This is a genomic window from Burkholderia sp. LMG 13014 (assembly GCF_905232215.1).
In the GTDB taxonomy this organism is placed as follows: domain Bacteria; phylum Pseudomonadota; class Gammaproteobacteria; order Burkholderiales; family Burkholderiaceae; genus Burkholderia.
This window is the reverse complement of record NZ_CAJNKE010000022.1, coordinates 1-17,754: the sequence shown is the minus strand read 5'-3', so window position 1 is coordinate 17,754 and position 17,754 is coordinate 1. Positions and strand designations below refer to the sequence as shown.

Genomic DNA, 17,754 nt, shown 5'->3' with positions numbered 1-17,754 from the left:
TAATTCCCGCCCTGTAAATTTTACAATTTACAGGGCGACCGGAATATAACCTCGACGGTTATGCGAGGGGATCAACTACAAAAGGCGACATCGGAGCCCCTGATTTAACTGCGGACAGATACTGCTCCGCAACATCAAGCGCCTCGCCAATCGTTACATGCATATCCAGGTAGCGATAGGTGCCCAATCTCCCGACGAATGTCGTATTTTCTTCCTTTTGCGCCAGCGCGACATAGCGATTGAGCAACTCCTTATCATCGACCAGGCGGACAGGATAATAAGGGACGTCGTCCGGACCACAAGTCCGACTATGCTCCTTGTAAATCACCGTCTTTTCATGCTCCTCCCACGGCGAAAAATGCTTGTGCTCCGAGATACGCGTCCAGGGCACATTTTCTTCGCAGTAGTTGATTACAGCATTCCCCTGGTAATCCCCTTCGTGCCGCTCGGTAACAAAATCGAGCGTCCGATAGCCCAGGCGGCCGTATTCGAAGCCGTACCATGCATCCAACGGGCCACTGTAAAACACGTGATCGTAACTCTCAAGGGTGTCTTTTTCGACCTTCGTACCGAGATGCACCTTGATTTTCGGGTGATCAATCATCTTCTCGACGATGTACGTATACCCGTGCTTCGGCATCCCTTGAAATTTGCTTGCGTAATAATTGTCGTCGTAATTAAATCGAATCGGCAATCTTTTCAGAATGCTCGCGGGCAGAACCGAAGGATGCAATCCCCATTGCTTCGTCGTGTAGCCCTTGAAGAACGCGCCATAGAGCTCCTTTCCGACAAACCTAAGCGCCTGCTCTTCAAACGTTTGAGGATCTTCGATAGTTTTGTCACCCAGATCCGCGACAAATTCCTTCGCCTCATCCGGAGAAAAAGTCTTATTGAAAAAATTATTAATCGTGAACAGATTGATCGGCAGCGAATATACCTTGCCACCGGTTATCGCCTTTACCCGGTTCGTGAACGGCATAAATTCATCGAATTGCCGGACATAGTTCCAGACTTTTTCGTTGCTGGTATGGAAAATGTGGGGTCCATAAACGTGGAGCATCACCCCGGTTTCCGGATCCCTTTCCGAGTGGCAATTTCCCGCGAGGTGATCACGGCTTTCAAAGATATCGACGGTCATGCCTGCCAAAGCGAGTTCGCGAGCGATGACTGCACCAGAAAATCCAGCACCAATAACGCAAATTTTTTTCACGTCAACAACCCCAATATTCTGAAATAATATTCAAATGACTCAAACTTTACGCCCAGCCTCTGCCGAGGCTGGAAACGCAAAAAACTACGAATACAATTTCTTGTTGATCAGATAAATCGAATTTTCCATAACTCTGGAATGAACCCTTCCGATAAACTCATTCCGAATCGGAAGAATACCGACAAGCAGACGCATGAGAGGCGTACGGAATATCTTGCCTTTCCGAAGATAGGTATCCAATGCCTCAAATGGTATCTTATTCCCTTTCGCCTCACCTGAAATACGCAGCCTTTCAAGAATATCCGCCTTGGCAACCCCTGCGCGCAAGAGATCGGTGTAATGCCTCAACCCATCAGGATCGGCCGCTCGTCGCAGTAGTACCCAATAGACAGCGTGGATAAAATCAGCGTCGTGAAGCTTCATCAGATTTCGCAAATCGCTTTCATCGTATGCCGATTTCACCACCGGGATAAGCTCCCGCCTGCCGGACAGGTACTCGATTTCCGTAAAGAAATGCGGATCCAAGTTAAGAAACTCGGTAAATTTCAAACTTAATGACGGAGAGGCCGGCAGCGTCACCTTATTTTCAACAGGCGCCATCTCGGGCATTGCGATCTCGGTCCCCTTGGGCTTTGATTCGTTCGCGGTGACCGCAGCCAAGATTTCAGAAAGCGAGGGGCTCGTAATCACGCGAATGATCGGCAACACGCTTTTCTGATAATAGTCATTCAAATCCGGATGCAGATTCAGCTCATCTGGATTGCACCCTTTTGACACGGCCTCATCGATCGTTGCCTTGGCACTCGCGTAAAAACTGAGAAGCGCCTCGCCCTTCAAACGGTTTGAATGAAAGACGAAATCGAAAAACTGGTGAATGTAATAAAAATTCGAAAATTTCTCGAACAACCCCATACGTTGGAGTTCATCCTTGATTTTTCCGTAATTTACAAAGTGCGCCTTTTCCTTTCCGTTAGCCGCGCTGGACGATCCAGCAGCAAATACTCGATAGTTGTAGAAAGGACGATCAACCAGGATCACTTCGTCAGCACTGGCGTAGGTAACGAACTTCCAGACGACGTCCTGGAATGCCGCGCCACTGGTTTCAAGCATCGTTATCTGATGCTCATCCAGGAAGCTCTTTTTGTAGATGGCCGACCAGATCGATGACTCATAGATCATCAATTCAAGTGACTCGACCGGTTTCACCGAATTTTCGCCAGGTCGAACCACGTGCCGGAAATTATGAGCCGCAGGCGGCTTGCCATCGTGATGCTTCGCAAAACTGCCCTTCACGATATTGGCGTCGGATTCCTTTGCCTTCTCATAAAGAGTCTCAAGCATATCCGGCTCAATCCAATCGTCGGTTTCGACGATCGCGATGTATTCGCCACGAGCCTGCATCAATCCCGCATTTACGGCTGCGCCATATCCCCGATTCGGTTGGTGAATCGGCTTAACCCGGAAATCTTCCGACGCGAACCTATCCATGATTTCGCCGCAGCGATCAGGACTTCCGTCGTCGACCGGGATAATTTCAATATTTCTAAGAGTCTGATTGGTAACACTCGCGATACATTGCTCGAAATATTTCTCGACCTTGAAAGTCGGCATCACCACCGAGATCAAGGGTCGCACATCGGCAATTTGCTCGACATACTTTCCAAAGGAAAGCTTTTTCGTCAAATTATCAAAAACTGCACGACTTTCTTGCCACATGCTTTCGAGCTGACCGTTGTTCGCCGCCAGGTCTTCGATGAATGTGGCAACGCTCTTGATGGAATCAGCCTGATGATAAGGAGCGGAAACCGGAACGCCGGTACTTGCATGTTTCGTGCAGATAAACGGAACGCCAAATGAAAATGCTTCGATGCATTTTATTTTGATTCCGGAAATCAAGGTGTCGGGATTGACGAACACATTGCAATCCCGATAAAAATCCGCAAGATTATCCACTCGACCGACAATTTCGACTTCCGGCGGCAGCGTCTCGTTTTTTAACGAGGCGCATATCGAACCGGCGATCTTAATTTTAATCGGCAGCGAAAAATCGATTTTTGAGATCAGATCCAGTACCGCGACAACATTAGGCGCGTGGCTGGACCCGATATAACCGACCACAAGTTTTTTGTCGACCGGACGCAGATCCAGATAGCGCTTCGGCGGCAGGTAGTAGACGGTATCAACCTTCTTCTCCTGTTGCACGAGCTTACTGAAAAACTCTGCTTCTTCAGGCTGCAACGCAACGACATAGTCGGCGCGATTCAAGGCTACAGCTTCCGATTCACGAGTAACCGAGAAATCGAGATTAGTTACCCCTCGATCCGACAGCTTCTTGTTTCTGTTAGTGAAAACGTCGTGGGTACAGAGAATCTTTTTAGTTTTCTCTTTCAGCCCCAGGAATGCACGAGACAGGAAAATATAGTTGCAGACGCAAATATCAAAATCGAACTCAGCATCGAGCTGTTCGACAAACGACGGCAGTTCCTCACCGGCCCAATCGTCGATACCGTTCGAATAATCTGCTGTGGCGTCAGCCGGCCGTTTCCAGAGCTCGACCGACTGGGCTTTCAGGCAATAGACATGATGCCAATAGTGATTGCCTGGGCGATAACTCGCATCGTTATACGTAAGCGCGTGCACAATGTAGCCCAAATCATACAATGCGCGAGAGAATTCATTAAAAATAAGGCTTGCAGCATCCGGGCCGAAAAACGGCATGATGATCAATGCGTGTCGCGCCTTCTTTGCCGCCACGTGCGGAATCGGCGGATAAATATAACTGCCAGCCATCAAATTCCCCTCTTGAAAAATTAGAGCGATTCGTAAATTTTAATTGCTTCGTCAACCGTGTCGCAAACCTCGAGCACGCCCTTATTCAGTACTGCGGCATGGTCACAATGATTGCGAATTAGATCGGTTTGGTGCGCGACGATGATCATGGCTCTATCGGCACGCTTTTCAAATAATTCAACATTACATTTCTGATGGAATCGATGGTCACCGACAGACATGCCCTCGTCAATCAGGAAGCAATCGAACTCGATCGACATTGAAATAGCAAATGCCAAACGAGAAGCCATACCGGACGAATATGACTTGACCGGCTCGTTAAGATATCCGCCAAGCTCGGCAAAATCTTCAACCATATTGAGTGTCTTTCGATAATCTACATCGTAGACACGCGAAATCAGACGTATGTTGTCCTTCCCCGTCAGACTTCCTTGGAATGTCCCGCCGAAAGCCAAAGGCCATGAAACCGACATGGTCTTGACGATCTCACCCGAATGCGGCCGGTCCGATCCACTGATGATCCGGATTAGCGTCGACTTGCCTGCGCCATTGCGACCAAGGATTCCCCATTTTTCTCCGGACTGAACGCGAAAATTGATGCCTTTCAGCACTTCGCGCTCCGCCCTCCCGTGATGTATGGGATAACGTTTATAGACGTTCCGCAATTCGATCATGGAGCACTCCTAGTGCAACTGCACGCGCCGGATGGCAACATGAGCTATCGACAAAGCGAATAGCGTGAAAAGTGACAACACAAAACACGTATATTCGAGGTTATACATCGTAGGCATCCGCGCCCCGTAATATCCGTGATGGAAATATTCAACCGCATCAACCAGCGGGAAGTAAATCATCATCTCGCCGATATGAGGCGGCAGAAGATATGTCGGCACGAAAACCCCGGTAAACGGCAACATCAAATACAAGATTACGTGGGACACTCTTTCGACACTTTCACTCAGCTCCGACAACGCAGCCATGGTTATCACAAAGCAAAATGAAAACCACATTACGAGAAAATACCCGACAAGCATCGCCAGCAAGTCTGCCGGAAGATGGCAAATCCCTATTACGACCAGCACCGCATACAAAACGAGAAATGATGCAGTCGCGCCCGCAAACTCCAGAATGATGCGCGCATAGAGAATATCCATCGGCCGGATGGGATTGTGATGCAGCAGCGCCCGATTGTATTCAATTGCCTTCAACAAGCGGGCCGCCGTATTTCGCCAGAACAATATGGTCGGATAGCTAACCGCAAGATACTCGGCAACCGAGTACCCCGTCATCTTCTCGGTGTGACTAAAAATCAACATGACGCCGACGACAAACATCGCCGGCTCGGCCATCATCCACAATACACCGATCCCTTCCCGCCCGAAACGAGTGATCATTTCACGCATAACCAGAGCCCAAATTACCCGGCACTGAATGCGTAATTGGGTCAGAAATACAGGCGAACGGGAATTAGCGGTCATAATGCTCTTTCACCCCACCAATCACGATGGTCAACACGCCCCAAAACACCAACCCAAGCAAGAAGGTCGCAAGAATATTGCGGCCGCGGCGCGGGGACATCGCGTAGTCAGGCAGACTGGGGGCCGCAATTCGCTCCAGATAGAGTTGCTTTCTCTCGGCTTCAGTTCTAGCCTGCTCCAACGAACTGATGGCACTGGCGAGAATTTTATCAGCAAACTCTTTCTCCAATGTCAGTCGTTGAAATTCCGCAGCCTTGCTCGCGAGCGAATTTCCAGACTCACTGGCGACATGCTGACTAACCTGATCGATCGCTTTTTGCAGCAAAATCGCCCGTTCTCGCAAATTGGGAAGCCCAGGGTTTGCAGGCGACAACCGCTCCATTTCGGCAATTTGTACACGCGTCGTGATCAATTGATCTTGCAACTTGCCGACTTGCTGCAACGGAATCGAAGACTGACGTTCCGGATCGATCACTCCGGCCGAATTTCGATATTTCGCCAGCGCCAGCGCCGCGACACGATCATTTTCCTTGGCAATGTCGACATCCCGTTGAGCCGAGCTGATCAGGTCGAGGCGGGCGCGCTCATTCATTTGATTGACGACTTGCTCGCTCAAATCCAACAGGCGCTTATTAATATTCCACGCGAGTTTCGGATCGAAGGCGTGAGTGTTGAGCGTAACGATTGAAGCGGTTGCGTCAACCTGTACGTCAACAATTTTCTCCGTGTAGTAGCGATAAAACTCTTCGAGGCTATCGCTCCAGCTGAACCCGGCGAAGCGATTGAAGAGATCGATCGGGCCGTGCTGGAACGCCGACTTGATGTTCTGCTCCTTGTTCAACAGCATCATCGCGTCGCGAGACAGGATGTAATTCTGCACGGTATACGAATCATCCGCCGATCGGGAGAAGCCTCCAACACCTTTCAGCAACCCGCCCAACGTCGGTGAATTGGAGGTTGCCGGGCTGCGAATGAGAAAACTGCTTACGGACGTGTATTCGTCACTGGCAATCATACCGAAATATACCAATGAAATTCCAGTAGGGATCACGACCGTAAAGAGAAACAACCGATTAATACGCCGCAAAAAATTCATAAACAGTCCGCGATAGATCTTTGATAAATATTTTCCGCTTTTCAGCCAATTTCCGGCAACCTACCACGCCTGCTTACTTGAACGTCTGAACGCCGGACACAATCGGATACGCGACAGAGAACACCAGGTTCAGCACCTTTTGAAGCTCCGTGATCGGTGCATTCGAGACATAGAGAAGATCCTTGTTGTTCATCATGAAGCTTTGCGCCACAAAGAAGGAATTCGGATCCTTCAAGTTAACGCGATAAATGACAGGAACCTTTCCGTCAACAGTCGTCCGAACCGGCTCGGTCGGCCAGTTGAGCGCCCGCTGATCCTCCAGCCGGAAAACGAATACACCCTGGACGTCGGCACGAGAATCTTGCAAGCCGCCCGCCCGCGCCATTGCCTGTGCCAGGGTTATGCCCTGACCCTCAAAGTTGATTTCCGCATTCTTGCCGGTTGCCCCAAAGGCCGTGAGACTGTAAGGCTCGTAGAGCGCAGTCACGACATCCCCGGCGCGGAGATGCACGTTCTGACGGGGATTGCGGATGATCGATTGCAGGGGCTCCGATGCCACCGCCTGACCGCGCGTGACCTGGATCAACACCTTGTCGACAGGCTGCTTGGCCCCGCCCGCAGATGCAAGCGCATCAAGCACACGCTCCCGCCGCGCGCTGAGCTGCATACGGGTACTGTTGACCACATCCCCCACAACCGTGACATAGGATGTTTCGTTGCGAGCCAGTTGAACCAGAACCTGGGGGTCGTGCGCAATGGGTTTCAGACGGCCGGCGATATAAGCCTGCAATTCACTCGGCGATCGACCTCGCGCCTTAACCGCTCCAACGAACGGGATGTTGATGTTCCCGTCACCATCGATGACCTGAACCGGCAACTTGGTCACGCGCGCGCCGGTTGGCACACTCCCGGTGGCCAGGTCAGTCGTGCTGCCCCCGAACAGCGTCGCCGGCGGCGCCTCCCAGATCGACACCTCCACGACGTCACCTACGCCAAGTTGCTGCTGAAATGACGTATCGTCACCCAATACAGACGCAAAATCCGCGTTGTTACGGTCAGCGTAGAGTCGGCGGGCGACGTCCTCCGTCAAGTCAACGATCTGGATTCCCTGGGGACTATTCTGCGCACCGGCATCGCTGATCTGCGAGCGGCTCGGCCCCGAAGTCGGGATACTCGAACAGGCGCTTAGTCCTATCACACCACCGGCAATAAGCGTCGCCCACGCACTGCGATATACACTTGACATATTTTTGGAGGTCCGTTCACGTCATTCAAATTGCGACCCGGATTGTCTCACGAGGTAGATTAATTTTGCGTTTCTTAGTCAGAATTCGTAGAATGGCGGGATTCGAACGGCCCGGCCTGCAATCAGGTCGCTCACAAAGACATTACACTCCGCCGTGTTGAATATCTGTCTAGATATATCCAGATTGCTGTCGCGCCTTGCTGACGGCTTGTTGCCAACTGGCGTCGATCGCGTCGGCCTCGCATATGTCGAGCATTATCGACCTCGTGCCCGCGCGATTTTGAGTGAACTCGGCTATTCGAAAGTGCTCTCGCGAGCAGACTCTGAACGCGCTTTCGATCTGCTGCTCGGTCCGACACCGACCCGCACCACGATTCGAACGCTCGTCATGCGTGGCATCCTGGCGCCGCGTCGCGAGCGACTCGACGATGCGGTTCTGTTGCATACGAGTCACAGCGGCATGGAGCGCGTCCGCTACCACCGTGCAATGCGACAGCGCAATATCCGGTCGGTCTTCATGGTGCATGACCTGATCCCGCTCACTCACGCGGAATACTGTCGCCCCGGCATCGACTCGGCGCATCGCCAACGTATCCATACTGCACTACGTCACGCCGACGGCCTGATCGCGAACTCCCAGGACACGCTGGGCGCACTCGAAACCGAGGCCAGTCGCGCCGGTCTTCCATTGCCGCCCAGCGTCGTGGCCCGGCTCGCACCAGGCATTACCTCCCGCGACAACGCGCCGCCTCCGCTCGACGATCCGTACTTCGTGATGCTCGGTACGATCGAACCACGCAAGAATCACTGGTTCATGCTGCACGTCTGGCGCCGGCTCGTCGAAACGCTCGGTGAACGTGCACCCAAGCTCGTCGTCATCGGGCGCCGCGGCTGGGAATGCGAGAACGTCGTGGACATGCTCGAGCGCTGCGATGCGATCAAAAGTGTCGTCATCGAAGAATCGAGTTGCAGCGACACACGTTTGCGCGCCTGGTTGCAACACGCGCGTGCGCTGGTCTTCCCTTCGTTCGTCGAGGGTTATGGCATGCCGCTTGTCGAGGCGCTTACGTTGGGCGTTCCGGTATTGGCCAGCGATATCGGCGTATTTCACGAGATCGCGGGCGACACCCCGGATTATCTGGACCCGCTCGACGGTCCGGGCTGGATTGCACGGATTCGCGCCTATTCGCAAAGCGACAGTGCCGAGCGCACAGCTCAGCTGGCTCGTATCGCTCACTTCCAGGCACCGACGTGGCATCAGCATTTCGAGCAGGTGGATCGTTTTCTGGAAACGTTTTCCCAATGAACGTCGCAACGTTCGGCCCCACCCGCTCGCGCCCGCATCTCTGGTCGAACGGCATCATGCCTCGTCGAGCCGGCCCCGAGTTGTCCTGGTTCGCCGCACCGCTTGCCGAGCAAACCGCGCAGGCCTGGATCGCCTGCATCGACGCCGCTCTGGCCGAACGCCGCACACCGCACGCCCCCCAGGATGTACGCACGTTGATGGAGCGCTTCCGCGATGCGTGCGTATTCGATCCGCCCGATCTTGCGCCGCGCGTTCACCCCGATCTGCTCGAACCCACCCGTACCACGCGAGTGCTCCTGATCGACGAGCCGCTGCCGGACAGCTTAAGCCGCTCGAAATCCCGGCGAATCAGGCAGTTCGCCGATATGGTGGACGCCGTTCATCGCGAACATCCCGACTCGGAAATCTGGCTCGCCCGTAGCGGCGTCCGACGCGCTGGCGAATACCTCTCTTCGCATGTTTCCCTGCCGGCAAAGCGGCTTCGGCAACTCGACGCAAGCGGGTCCCTCTGCGCATCCATCGCACACTTCGATCACGTCTACACGGTTTCCGCCGGGGAAGGCCTGCAGGCGTTGCTTCACGGCATTCCGTTGCATGTGTTCGGAACCCCGTACTACGCGGGGTGGGGCCTGACGCACGACCATGTCCCGCAACCGGTGAGAAACACGCAGGCGTCGCTGGACACACTCTTCGCCACCGTATTCCTGCGCCTCGCGCGCCACGTCGATCCGGTCACGCGCAATCCAGGCACGCTCGACGCGCTTCTCGCCACGATCGAAGCTCATCGTGCGGCGATACTGCGCCTCGCCGACTTCCCTCGCCTCGCCGGCATCCGATTCCAATGGTGGAAGCGCCCCTACGCCACGCCATACCTGACAGCCGGTGGCGCCTCCCTGCGCTGGATCGACAGGCCGGAGCAGACGCGCAAGGATGAACACGCGGTTTTATGGGGCGGACGTAGCGCAACCGGGCTGCCGAAAGACACGCCCATGATCCGGCTCGAAGACGGTTTTCTTCACTCGACAGGCCTCGGCTCCGATCACATTGCGCCGTGCAGCCAGATCATTGATCGGCGCGGCATCTACTTCGACGCGACCCGTCCGAGCGATCTGACCGCCATCCTCAACACTGCGCACTTCACCGACGCCGAACTGTCCCGCGCGCGCCAGTTGCGTCACGACATCGCCAACCTGGGCGTCACCAAATACAACCTCGGTCGTCGTCGCCCTACGTGGAGCGCCCCGCGCGACCGGCGCATCGTGCTGGTGCCCGGCCAGGTCGCCGACGACGCGGCTGTCCGCCTTGGCACGCAGCACATCGCGACTGCCGAGGATCTGCTGCACGAAGTACGCCTGCGCTGCCCGGACGCGTTCATCGTCTACAAGCCGCATCCCGATGTCCTCTCGGGCAATCGACGCGGCCTGATCGACGCGGCGTCGCTCGCCAATGCCGTAGATCGCGACTCCGACCTCATTTCCCTTATCGAGATCGCCGACGAAGTGCATACGCTCTCGTCGCTGTCCGGCTTTGAGGCGCTGATTCGCGGAAAGCGCGTCCATACGTATGGACTTCCTTTCTATTCCGGCTGGGGGTTGACACACGACGCGCTCGAGCAACCGTGGCGCGCCCGCGAGCTGACGCTTGACATGCTGACGGCCGGGGTGCTCCTCCGATATCCACTTTACTGGGACTGGTCGCTCCGTCTGTTCACCACGCCGGAGGCAATCGTGCGACAGCTTGCGCGTACAGCATCTCGGCCTCTGGAAAAAATAGAAGGCGACCGCCTGCGGCTGTTGCGTAAAGCCATCCGCTGGAGCAGAAACGGCCTGTGGTACCTCGCGTGGCAATGTCGGAAAAGTTTTGAATGGCGAACGCAACCGAACACGACGCCACAACGGACATTTCGCTCGGTTCATGGCAAGTAGACCAATCAACGTTGAACCGAGGGGGACTCGGATACTGAAAAATTCAATGTTCGTTCCTTCTGGAAAATACTGCCTGGGTGGTTCGGTCGATCACCGAGAAATCCCGGCTCAACACCGTCAGGCCGCACACTGGCATGCCGCGGACGAGTCGGCCACTCAAGGCTGGACATGCCGCTTGGGTTTTCCAGGCAAGTCCGTAGCCACTGCAAAGGCACCATTGCATTCAGGCACCTTGCCGAAATGACAAATCACCTCGACCAGCATGTATGCAAGCGGCCCGCACATCGAAAATATTGTTTCTTTGAAAGCTTGTGTATTTGCTTCAACGTCACACTGCGGTCACGAGAATGAAGGATTTGAAGGAAAAATTACGTAAAAATCCGATGCCCACAAAGCGTTCGCACAGCCCGGCGTGGCAGAATGCGAATCAATTGTTCGATCTTGCACTGCCTGACATCTATCTATGAACATTTACCCGGTAATTCTGTGTGGCGGCAGTGGCACCCGCCTGTGGCCCATGTCGCGTGGCGGCTATCCGAAGCAATACCTGAAGCTGACGGGCGACCAGACGCTCGTCCAGCAGACGGCGATTCGCCTTCAGCACATTCCCAGTGCCGCGGCGCCCATCGTCGTCACCAACAACGAGCAGCGCTTCCTGGTCGCGGAACAACTTCGCCAGGTCAACATCACGCCGTCGTCGATCGTGCTCGAACCGGTCGGCCGCAACACCGCGCCCGCCATCGCGATCGCGGCGCTGCTCGCCATGCGCGAATCGCCCGACGCGCTGCTGCTGGTACTGCCGTCGGACCACGTCATCCTCAACGAGCCGGCATTCATCGCTGCAGCCGGTGAGGCAGCGGCCATCGCAGCAGATCAGCGCCTCGTCACGTTCGGCATCACGCCGACGGAAGCGCACACCGGCTTCGGCTATATCCGCCGCGGTCCGGCCGTCGCCGACGGCAAGCAGGTTTACAAGGTCGACGCGTTTGTCGAAAAGCCCGACACGCCGACGGCCGAGCGCTTCCTGAACGACGGCAATTACTACTGGAACAGCGGCATGTTCATGCTGAAGGCGTCCACGTACATGGAGGAATTGCATCGCCATGCACCGGAGATCGCCCGTCAGGCGGAACTCGCTTTAGAATCCGCCAAGCGAGACAACGACTTTGTCCGTCTGAACGCGGACGTGTTCGCAGCCTGCCCCAACGTCTCGATCGACTATGCGGTCATGGAAAAGACCGAACGCGCCGCAGTCGTCGCGGCGGCAGACCTCGGCTGGAACGATATCGGCTCGTGGAGCGCGCTTGCGGAAATTGCAGACTCCGACGAGCAGGGCAACGCGCTCATCGGCGACATTTTCACCGACACGGTGAAGAACTCGTACATCCGCGCGGAACACCGGATGGTTGCCGCAATCGGCCTCGACGACATCGTCATCGTGGAAACCGCCGACGCCGTGCTGGTCGCGCATCGCGACAAAGCTCAGGACGTCAAGAAAATCGTCGAGTGGCTGAACGCCTCCGGTCGTCACGAATCGGTTACGCATCGCCACGTCGTCCGCCCGTGGGGCTCCTACGAGGGCATCGACCAGGGCGACCGATTCCAGGTCAAGCGCATCATCGTGAACCCCGGCGCGCAGCTGAGCCTGCAGATGCACCACCATCGTGCCGAGCACTGGATTGTCGTGAAGGGCACGGCGATGGTCACGAACGGCGACAAGGAACTCATGCTGACCGAGAACCAGTCGACCTACATCCCGCTCGGCGCGACCCACCGGCTGACGAATCCGGGCAAGATCCCGCTCGAACTGATCGAAGTCCAGTCGGGTGCGTATCTCGGTGAGGACGACATCGTCCGTTTCGAAGACACCTACGGCCGCGCAGCGTCGTAAGCAACGCACCTTCCGGGTCAAGCGCCACGACAGGCCACGACCGGCACCCATAACGGGCAGCAAGCACACGCTTGCTGCCCGTTTTCCATTACGTCAAGCAATGTCAGGCAGGTTGCCCGCCCGTCACAGGTCAGGTTATAAAAGCGCCACCCATCCGGTGCATGCGCCGCCCTTTCTACCCTCGACTTCGGAGAACGCATGATCGATCTCGCCACAGCCCAGCAATTCCTGATGACCCGCGGTCTCGACTTCGGCCTCAACCTTCTCGCCGCGATCGTGTTGTGGTTCGTCGGCCGCTGGGCAATCCGCATCGGTACCCGCCTGCTCGGCAAGGTCGTGCGCCGCAGCGGCAAGGTCGACCCGACACTGACCGACTACCTGACCTCTGTCGTCGGCGTGCTGCTGACGATCCTGCTGATCCTCGCGATCCTGCAGATCTTCGGCGTGCAGACGACCTCGTTCGCCGCCCTGCTCGCCGGCCTCGGCCTCGCGATCGGTACCGCCTGGGGCGGCCTGCTCGCGCATTTCGCCGCAGGCGTGTTCATGCAGGTGCTGCGTCCGTTCAAGATCGGCGACGTGATCAATGCCGGCGGCGTCACGGGCACCGTGAAGGAACTCGGCCTGTTCGGCACGACGATCATCACGCCGGACAACATCGTGACGATCGTCGGCAACAACAAGATCTTCTCGGACAACATCGCGAACTACAGCGCGACGTCGTACCGTCGTGTCGACCTGACCGCGAAGATCGCGAACGGCGTCGATGCGGTCGACGCGATCAACCGCCTGAAGACGTCGATCCAGCAGATCCCGAACGTGCTGACCACCCCGGCGCCGGACGTCGGCGTGCTGCAGTTCACGCCGGAAGGCCCGCTGCTGTTCGTGCGCCCGTCCACGCAACCGGAAAACTACTGGCAGGTGTACTGCGACACCAACCGCGTGATCCTCGATACGTTCCGCGACGCGCAATACCCGACGCCCGAAACCCCGGTCTCGCATCGCAACGCGTAACGGCGGCACCGGACGAAAAAAAAGCGTGGCACCCGCCACGCTTTTTTATTGCCCTGAAAACGACGCTCCGCTCAACGCCCGCCCGTCTTCTGCGCGTTGTCCGACTGCCGCCCGCGCACGAGCTTCCAGACCGCGCCGAGTGCGACCGGCACGACCGCCGCACCGATCCCGGCCAGCACGATCACGTTCAGATACTGGCGGATGAACGGGATATTGCCGAAGAAGTAGCCGAGCAGCACAAGCAGCAGCACCCACACCAGCGCACCGATCACGTTGAACAGCTGGAAGCGCGCGACGCTCATCGACGACGCACCCGCAACGAACGGCGCGAACGTTCGCACGACCGGGATGAAGCGCGCGAGCACGATCGTCTTGCCGCCGTGCTTGTCGTAGAACGAGTGGGTTTTCTGCAGCGCGGCGCGATCGAGGAAGCGTTCGAGCACCGGGATATGGGTATTGAACACCTTCGGGCCAACCCAGCGGCCGATCAGGTAGTTCACGGTGTTGCCGGTGACCGCTGCGACGAGCAGCAGCACGATCAGCGCGCCGACATTCATTTCACCCGTCGCCGCGAACGCGCCACCGATGAACAGCAGCGAATCGCCGGGCAGGAACGGGAACACGACGAGCCCCGTCTCGCAGAACACGATCAGGAACAGCATGAGATAGACCCATGCGCCGTACTGCCGGATGAAATCGCCGAGGAAGGCGTCGATATGCAGGACCAGGTTGACGAAATGAAGCAGCGTATCCAAATGCGATTCCTCGATGGCGAAAGGGCCGGAACGGCCGAAAAAGGCTGACGCGCCCGCCGGTCAAGGCGGTGCGTGTAACGAACCCATGATACCGAAACTACCTTAAGGCTCCGTGAAAAAACGTAACCGCCGCTCGCCCCGGCAAGCATTCGCCGCCTCGCTATAATTCGGCCATGTCCGATATCACCGAAACGGCCGCGGGCGCCGCGCCCGCCCCCGCTCCGCGCCCGCTGCGCGCGATCCAGCCCCTGCCCGACCAGCTGATCAGCCAGATCGCCGCCGGCGAGGTCGTCGAACGCCCGGCGTCGGTCGTCAAGGAGCTGCTCGAGAACGCGATGGACGCCGGCGCCAGGACGCTGCGCATCGTGCTCGAAGAAGGCGGCGTCAAGCGCATCTCGATCACCGACGACGGCTGCGGGATTCCGCCGGACGAGCTCGCGCTCGCGCTGATGCGCCATGCCACCAGCAAGATCCGCTCGCTCGAGGAGCTCGAGGCGGTCGCCACGCTCGGGTTCCGCGGCGAAGCGCTCGCGTCGATCGCATCGGTCGCCGAGATGTCGATCACGAGCCGGACGGCCGATGCCGCGCATGCGATGAAGATCGATGCGCAGACGGGCGTGCTGTCGCCCGCCGCCGGCGCGACCGGCACGACGATCGAGGTCCGCGAGCTGTACTTCAACACGCCCGCGCGGCGCAAGTTCCTGAAGAGCGAGCAGACCGAGTTCGGCCACTGCCTGGAAATGATCCGCCGCGCGGCGCTCGCGCGGCCGGACGTCGCGATCTCGGTGCTGCACAACGGCAAGGCGGTCGAGCACTGGAATGCGACCGAGCCCGCGCAGCGCGTCGCGAAGATCCTCGGCGACAGCTTCGCAACCGCGCACCTGCCGCTCGACGAGCAGGCCGGCCCGCTCGCGGTCTACGGCTGCGCCGGCCTGCCGACCGCAAGCCGCGGGCGCGCCGACCAGCAGTATTTCTTCGTCAACGGCCGCTTCGTGCGCGACAAGCTGCTGACGCACGCGGTGCGCGCGGCCTACGAGGACGTGCTGCACGGCGACCGCTACCCGTCGTACGTGCTGTTCCTCGACCTGCCGCCCGAAGCTGTCGACGTGAACGTGCACCCGTCGAAGATCGAGGTGCGCTTCCGCGATTCGCGCTCGATCCACCAGTATGTGTTCCATGCCGTCCAGCGCGCGCTTGCGCGCCACGCGGGCGCGTCGCCGGAAACCACGGCGGGCGGCCATGCCGCGCATCTCGAACCGGCACCGCGCGGGCCGTCGTCGTTCCTCGACACGCCGCTCGGGCAGAGCCAGGGCCACGCGACCGGCGGCAGCGGCTTCTCGTCGCCGTCGTCCTCATCGACCGGCAACACCTGGATGCGCCAGGCACGGATGACCCAGGGCACGCTGCCCGTCGCGCAGCCGCTCGCGCTCTATGACGCGCTGTTCGGCCGCAAGGACACGGGCGCGGGTACACCGGACGGCACGACGACCGTCGCCCGTGATGCGACCGACGCGCCGCTCGCACCGCTGCCGGGCTTCACCGCATCGCCGATCGCCGCCACCGCGCACGACGAGCAGCCGCTCGGCTTCGCGCTCGGCCAGATCCACGGCATTTACGTGCTCGCGCAGAACGCGCACGGCCTCGTGATCGTCGACATGCACGCGGCACACGAGCGGATCCTGTACGAACAGTTCAAGAACGCGCTTGCCGACCGCTCGGTCGCCGTGCAGGCGCTGCTGCTGCCGATCTCGATGACGGCCACGCCGATCGAGATCGGCACGGTCGAGGAAGAACGCGACACGCTCGAATCGCTCGGCTTCGACCTGGCGGTGCTGTCGCCGACGACGCTCGCGATCCGCGCGGTCCCGGCGCTGCTGAAGGATGCCGACCTGCAGTCGCTCGCGCGCGCGGTGCTCGCCGACCTGCACGCGTTCGGCGGCTCGCGTGTGCTCACCGAGCGTCAGCACGAACTGCTCGGCACACTCGCCTGCCACCACGCGGTGCGTGCGAACCGGCGCCTGACGCTCGACGAGATGAACGCGCTGCTGCGGCAGATGGAGGCGACCGAACGCGCGGACCAGTGCAATCACGGCCGACCGACGTGGTATCAGCTCACGCTGAACGATCTCGACCGCCTCTTCATGCGCGGCCAATGAGCGCGGCACCGCACTCCAGCCCGACGACGATCGCCTGCCTGCTCGGCCCCACCGCATCGGGCAAGACGGCCGCGGCGCTGGCGCTCGCCGCGCGCCGCCCGATCGAGATCGTCAGCGTCGATTCGGCGCTCGTCTACCGCGACATGGATATCGGCACTGCGAAGCCGTCGCGCGACGAGCGCGCGAGCGTGCCGCACCACCTGATCGACATCATCGATCCGGCCGACGCGTATTCGGCCGCGAGTTTCCGCGCGGACACGCTGCGCCTGATCGGCGAGATCGCCGCGCGCGGCCGCACGCCGCTGCTCGCGGGCGGCACGATGCTGTACTACAAGGCGCTGACGCAGGGGCTCAACGACCTGCCGGGCGCCGATCCGGACGTGCGCGCGACACTCGATGCCGAAGCCGCGCGCGATGGCTGGCCTGCACTGCACGCGCGGCTCGCGCAAGTCGATCCCGATACGGCCGCGCGGCTCGCGCCGAACGATTCGCAACGGATCCAGCGGGCGCTCGAAGTGTTCATGCTGAGTGGGCAGCCGATGTCGGTGCTGCTCGCCGCGCCGCGGCGCACCGACGATGCGGCTGCTGCCTACCGCTTCGTGCCGGTCGCGCTCGAACCGTCGGATCGCGCGGTACTGCACGCACGGATCGCGCAGCGCTTCGACGCGATGCTCGACGCGGGCTTCATCGACGAAGTCGAGCGGCTGCGCCGCCGCGAAGATCTCCATCCCGACCTGCCGTCGATGCGCTGCGTCGGCTACCGGCAGGCGTGGGAATTCCTCGACGGCGACACCGACTACCGGACGATGCGCGACAAGGGCATCTTCGCGACGCGCCAGCTCTGCAAGCGCCAGATCACCTGGCTGCGCGCGATGCCGGAGCGGATCGTC

General features: G+C 58.4%; 13 protein-coding genes. 6 read left to right on the top strand and 7 right to left on the bottom strand.

The window, feature by feature from the left end:
• Positions 1-58: 58 nt before the first annotated feature.
• The 6 genes from glf to JYJ84_RS05265 form a co-directional block, all read right to left on the bottom strand.
• Positions 59-1,210, bottom strand: a complete 1,152-nt coding sequence (gene glf, locus JYJ84_RS05290; RefSeq protein ID WP_174957000.1) for a UDP-galactopyranose mutase — start codon at positions 1,208-1,210, stop codon at positions 59-61.
• Positions 1,211-1,294: 84 nt separating this feature from the next.
• Positions 1,295-4,000, bottom strand: a complete 2,706-nt coding sequence (locus tag JYJ84_RS05285) for a glycosyltransferase (protein ID WP_175222343.1) — start codon at positions 3,998-4,000, stop codon at positions 1,295-1,297.
• A gap of 20 nt (positions 4,001-4,020) precedes the next feature.
• On the bottom strand, positions 4,021-4,674 hold the full coding sequence (locus tag JYJ84_RS05280) for an ABC transporter ATP-binding protein (RefSeq protein ID WP_174956998.1): 654 nt from the start codon (positions 4,672-4,674) through the stop codon (positions 4,021-4,023).
• A gap of 9 nt (positions 4,675-4,683) precedes the next feature.
• Entirely contained in the window at positions 4,684-5,478 is a 795-nt protein-coding gene (locus tag JYJ84_RS05275) for an ABC transporter permease (protein WP_175222344.1), read from the bottom strand.
• A complete protein-coding gene (locus JYJ84_RS05270; protein ID WP_174956996.1) occupies positions 5,468-6,574 on the bottom strand; it encodes a hypothetical protein in 1,107 nt (368 codons plus the stop codon). The genes JYJ84_RS05275 and JYJ84_RS05270 overlap by 11 nt, the downstream gene beginning before the upstream one ends.
• Before the next feature lie 73 nt (positions 6,575-6,647).
• Positions 6,648-7,820 carry a polysaccharide biosynthesis/export family protein gene (locus JYJ84_RS05265; RefSeq protein WP_175222345.1) on the bottom strand — a complete coding sequence of 391 codons (1,173 nt, stop codon included), beginning with the start codon at positions 7,818-7,820 and terminating at the stop codon, positions 6,648-6,650.
• A gap of 154 nt (positions 7,821-7,974) precedes the next feature.
• Here JYJ84_RS05265 and JYJ84_RS05260 point away from each other — a divergent pair, with 154 nt between their 5' ends.
• The 4 genes from JYJ84_RS05260 to JYJ84_RS05245 all read left to right on the top strand — a co-directional run bounded on the left by JYJ84_RS05260 (position 7,975) and on the right by JYJ84_RS05245 (position 13,953).
• Complete coding sequence (locus tag JYJ84_RS05260; RefSeq protein WP_175222346.1) at positions 7,975-9,126, top strand: glycosyltransferase family 1 protein; 1,152 nt, start codon at positions 7,975-7,977, stop codon at positions 9,124-9,126.
• A complete protein-coding gene (locus JYJ84_RS05255) occupies positions 9,123-11,051 on the top strand; it encodes a capsular biosynthesis protein (protein ID WP_175222347.1) in 1,929 nt (642 codons plus the stop codon). Before JYJ84_RS05260 ends, JYJ84_RS05255 begins: the two co-directional genes overlap by 4 nt.
• A gap of 463 nt (positions 11,052-11,514) precedes the next feature.
• Positions 11,515-12,942 (top strand): mannose-1-phosphate guanylyltransferase/mannose-6-phosphate isomerase, encoded by a 1,428-nt coding sequence (locus JYJ84_RS05250; protein WP_175222348.1) that lies wholly within the window; start codon positions 11,515-11,517, stop codon positions 12,940-12,942.
• Between the two features lie 198 nt (positions 12,943-13,140).
• Positions 13,141-13,953: a mechanosensitive ion channel family protein gene (locus JYJ84_RS05245; RefSeq protein ID WP_122944548.1), complete on the top strand. Its 813-nt coding sequence runs from the start codon at positions 13,141-13,143 to the stop codon at positions 13,951-13,953.
• Positions 13,954-14,024: 71 nt separating this feature from the next.
• Here the strand turns inward: JYJ84_RS05245 and JYJ84_RS05240 are convergent, their stop codons facing one another.
• The gene (locus JYJ84_RS05240) at positions 14,025-14,708 is read right to left on the bottom strand and encodes a DedA family protein (protein WP_043189505.1); all 684 of its coding nucleotides are present in this window, start codon (positions 14,706-14,708) and stop codon (positions 14,025-14,027) included.
• A 173-nt stretch (positions 14,709-14,881) separates the two neighbouring features.
• Between JYJ84_RS05240 and mutL the strand changes: the two genes are divergently transcribed.
• A complete protein-coding gene (gene mutL, locus JYJ84_RS05235; protein WP_175222349.1) occupies positions 14,882-16,864 on the top strand; it encodes a DNA mismatch repair endonuclease MutL in 1,983 nt (660 codons plus the stop codon).
• Positions 16,861-17,754, top strand: an 894-nt coding sequence (miaA, locus tag JYJ84_RS05230; RefSeq protein WP_205189126.1) for a tRNA (adenosine(37)-N6)-dimethylallyltransferase MiaA, incomplete at its 3' end; no start/stop codon positions are given. The genes mutL and miaA, both read left to right, overlap by 4 nt.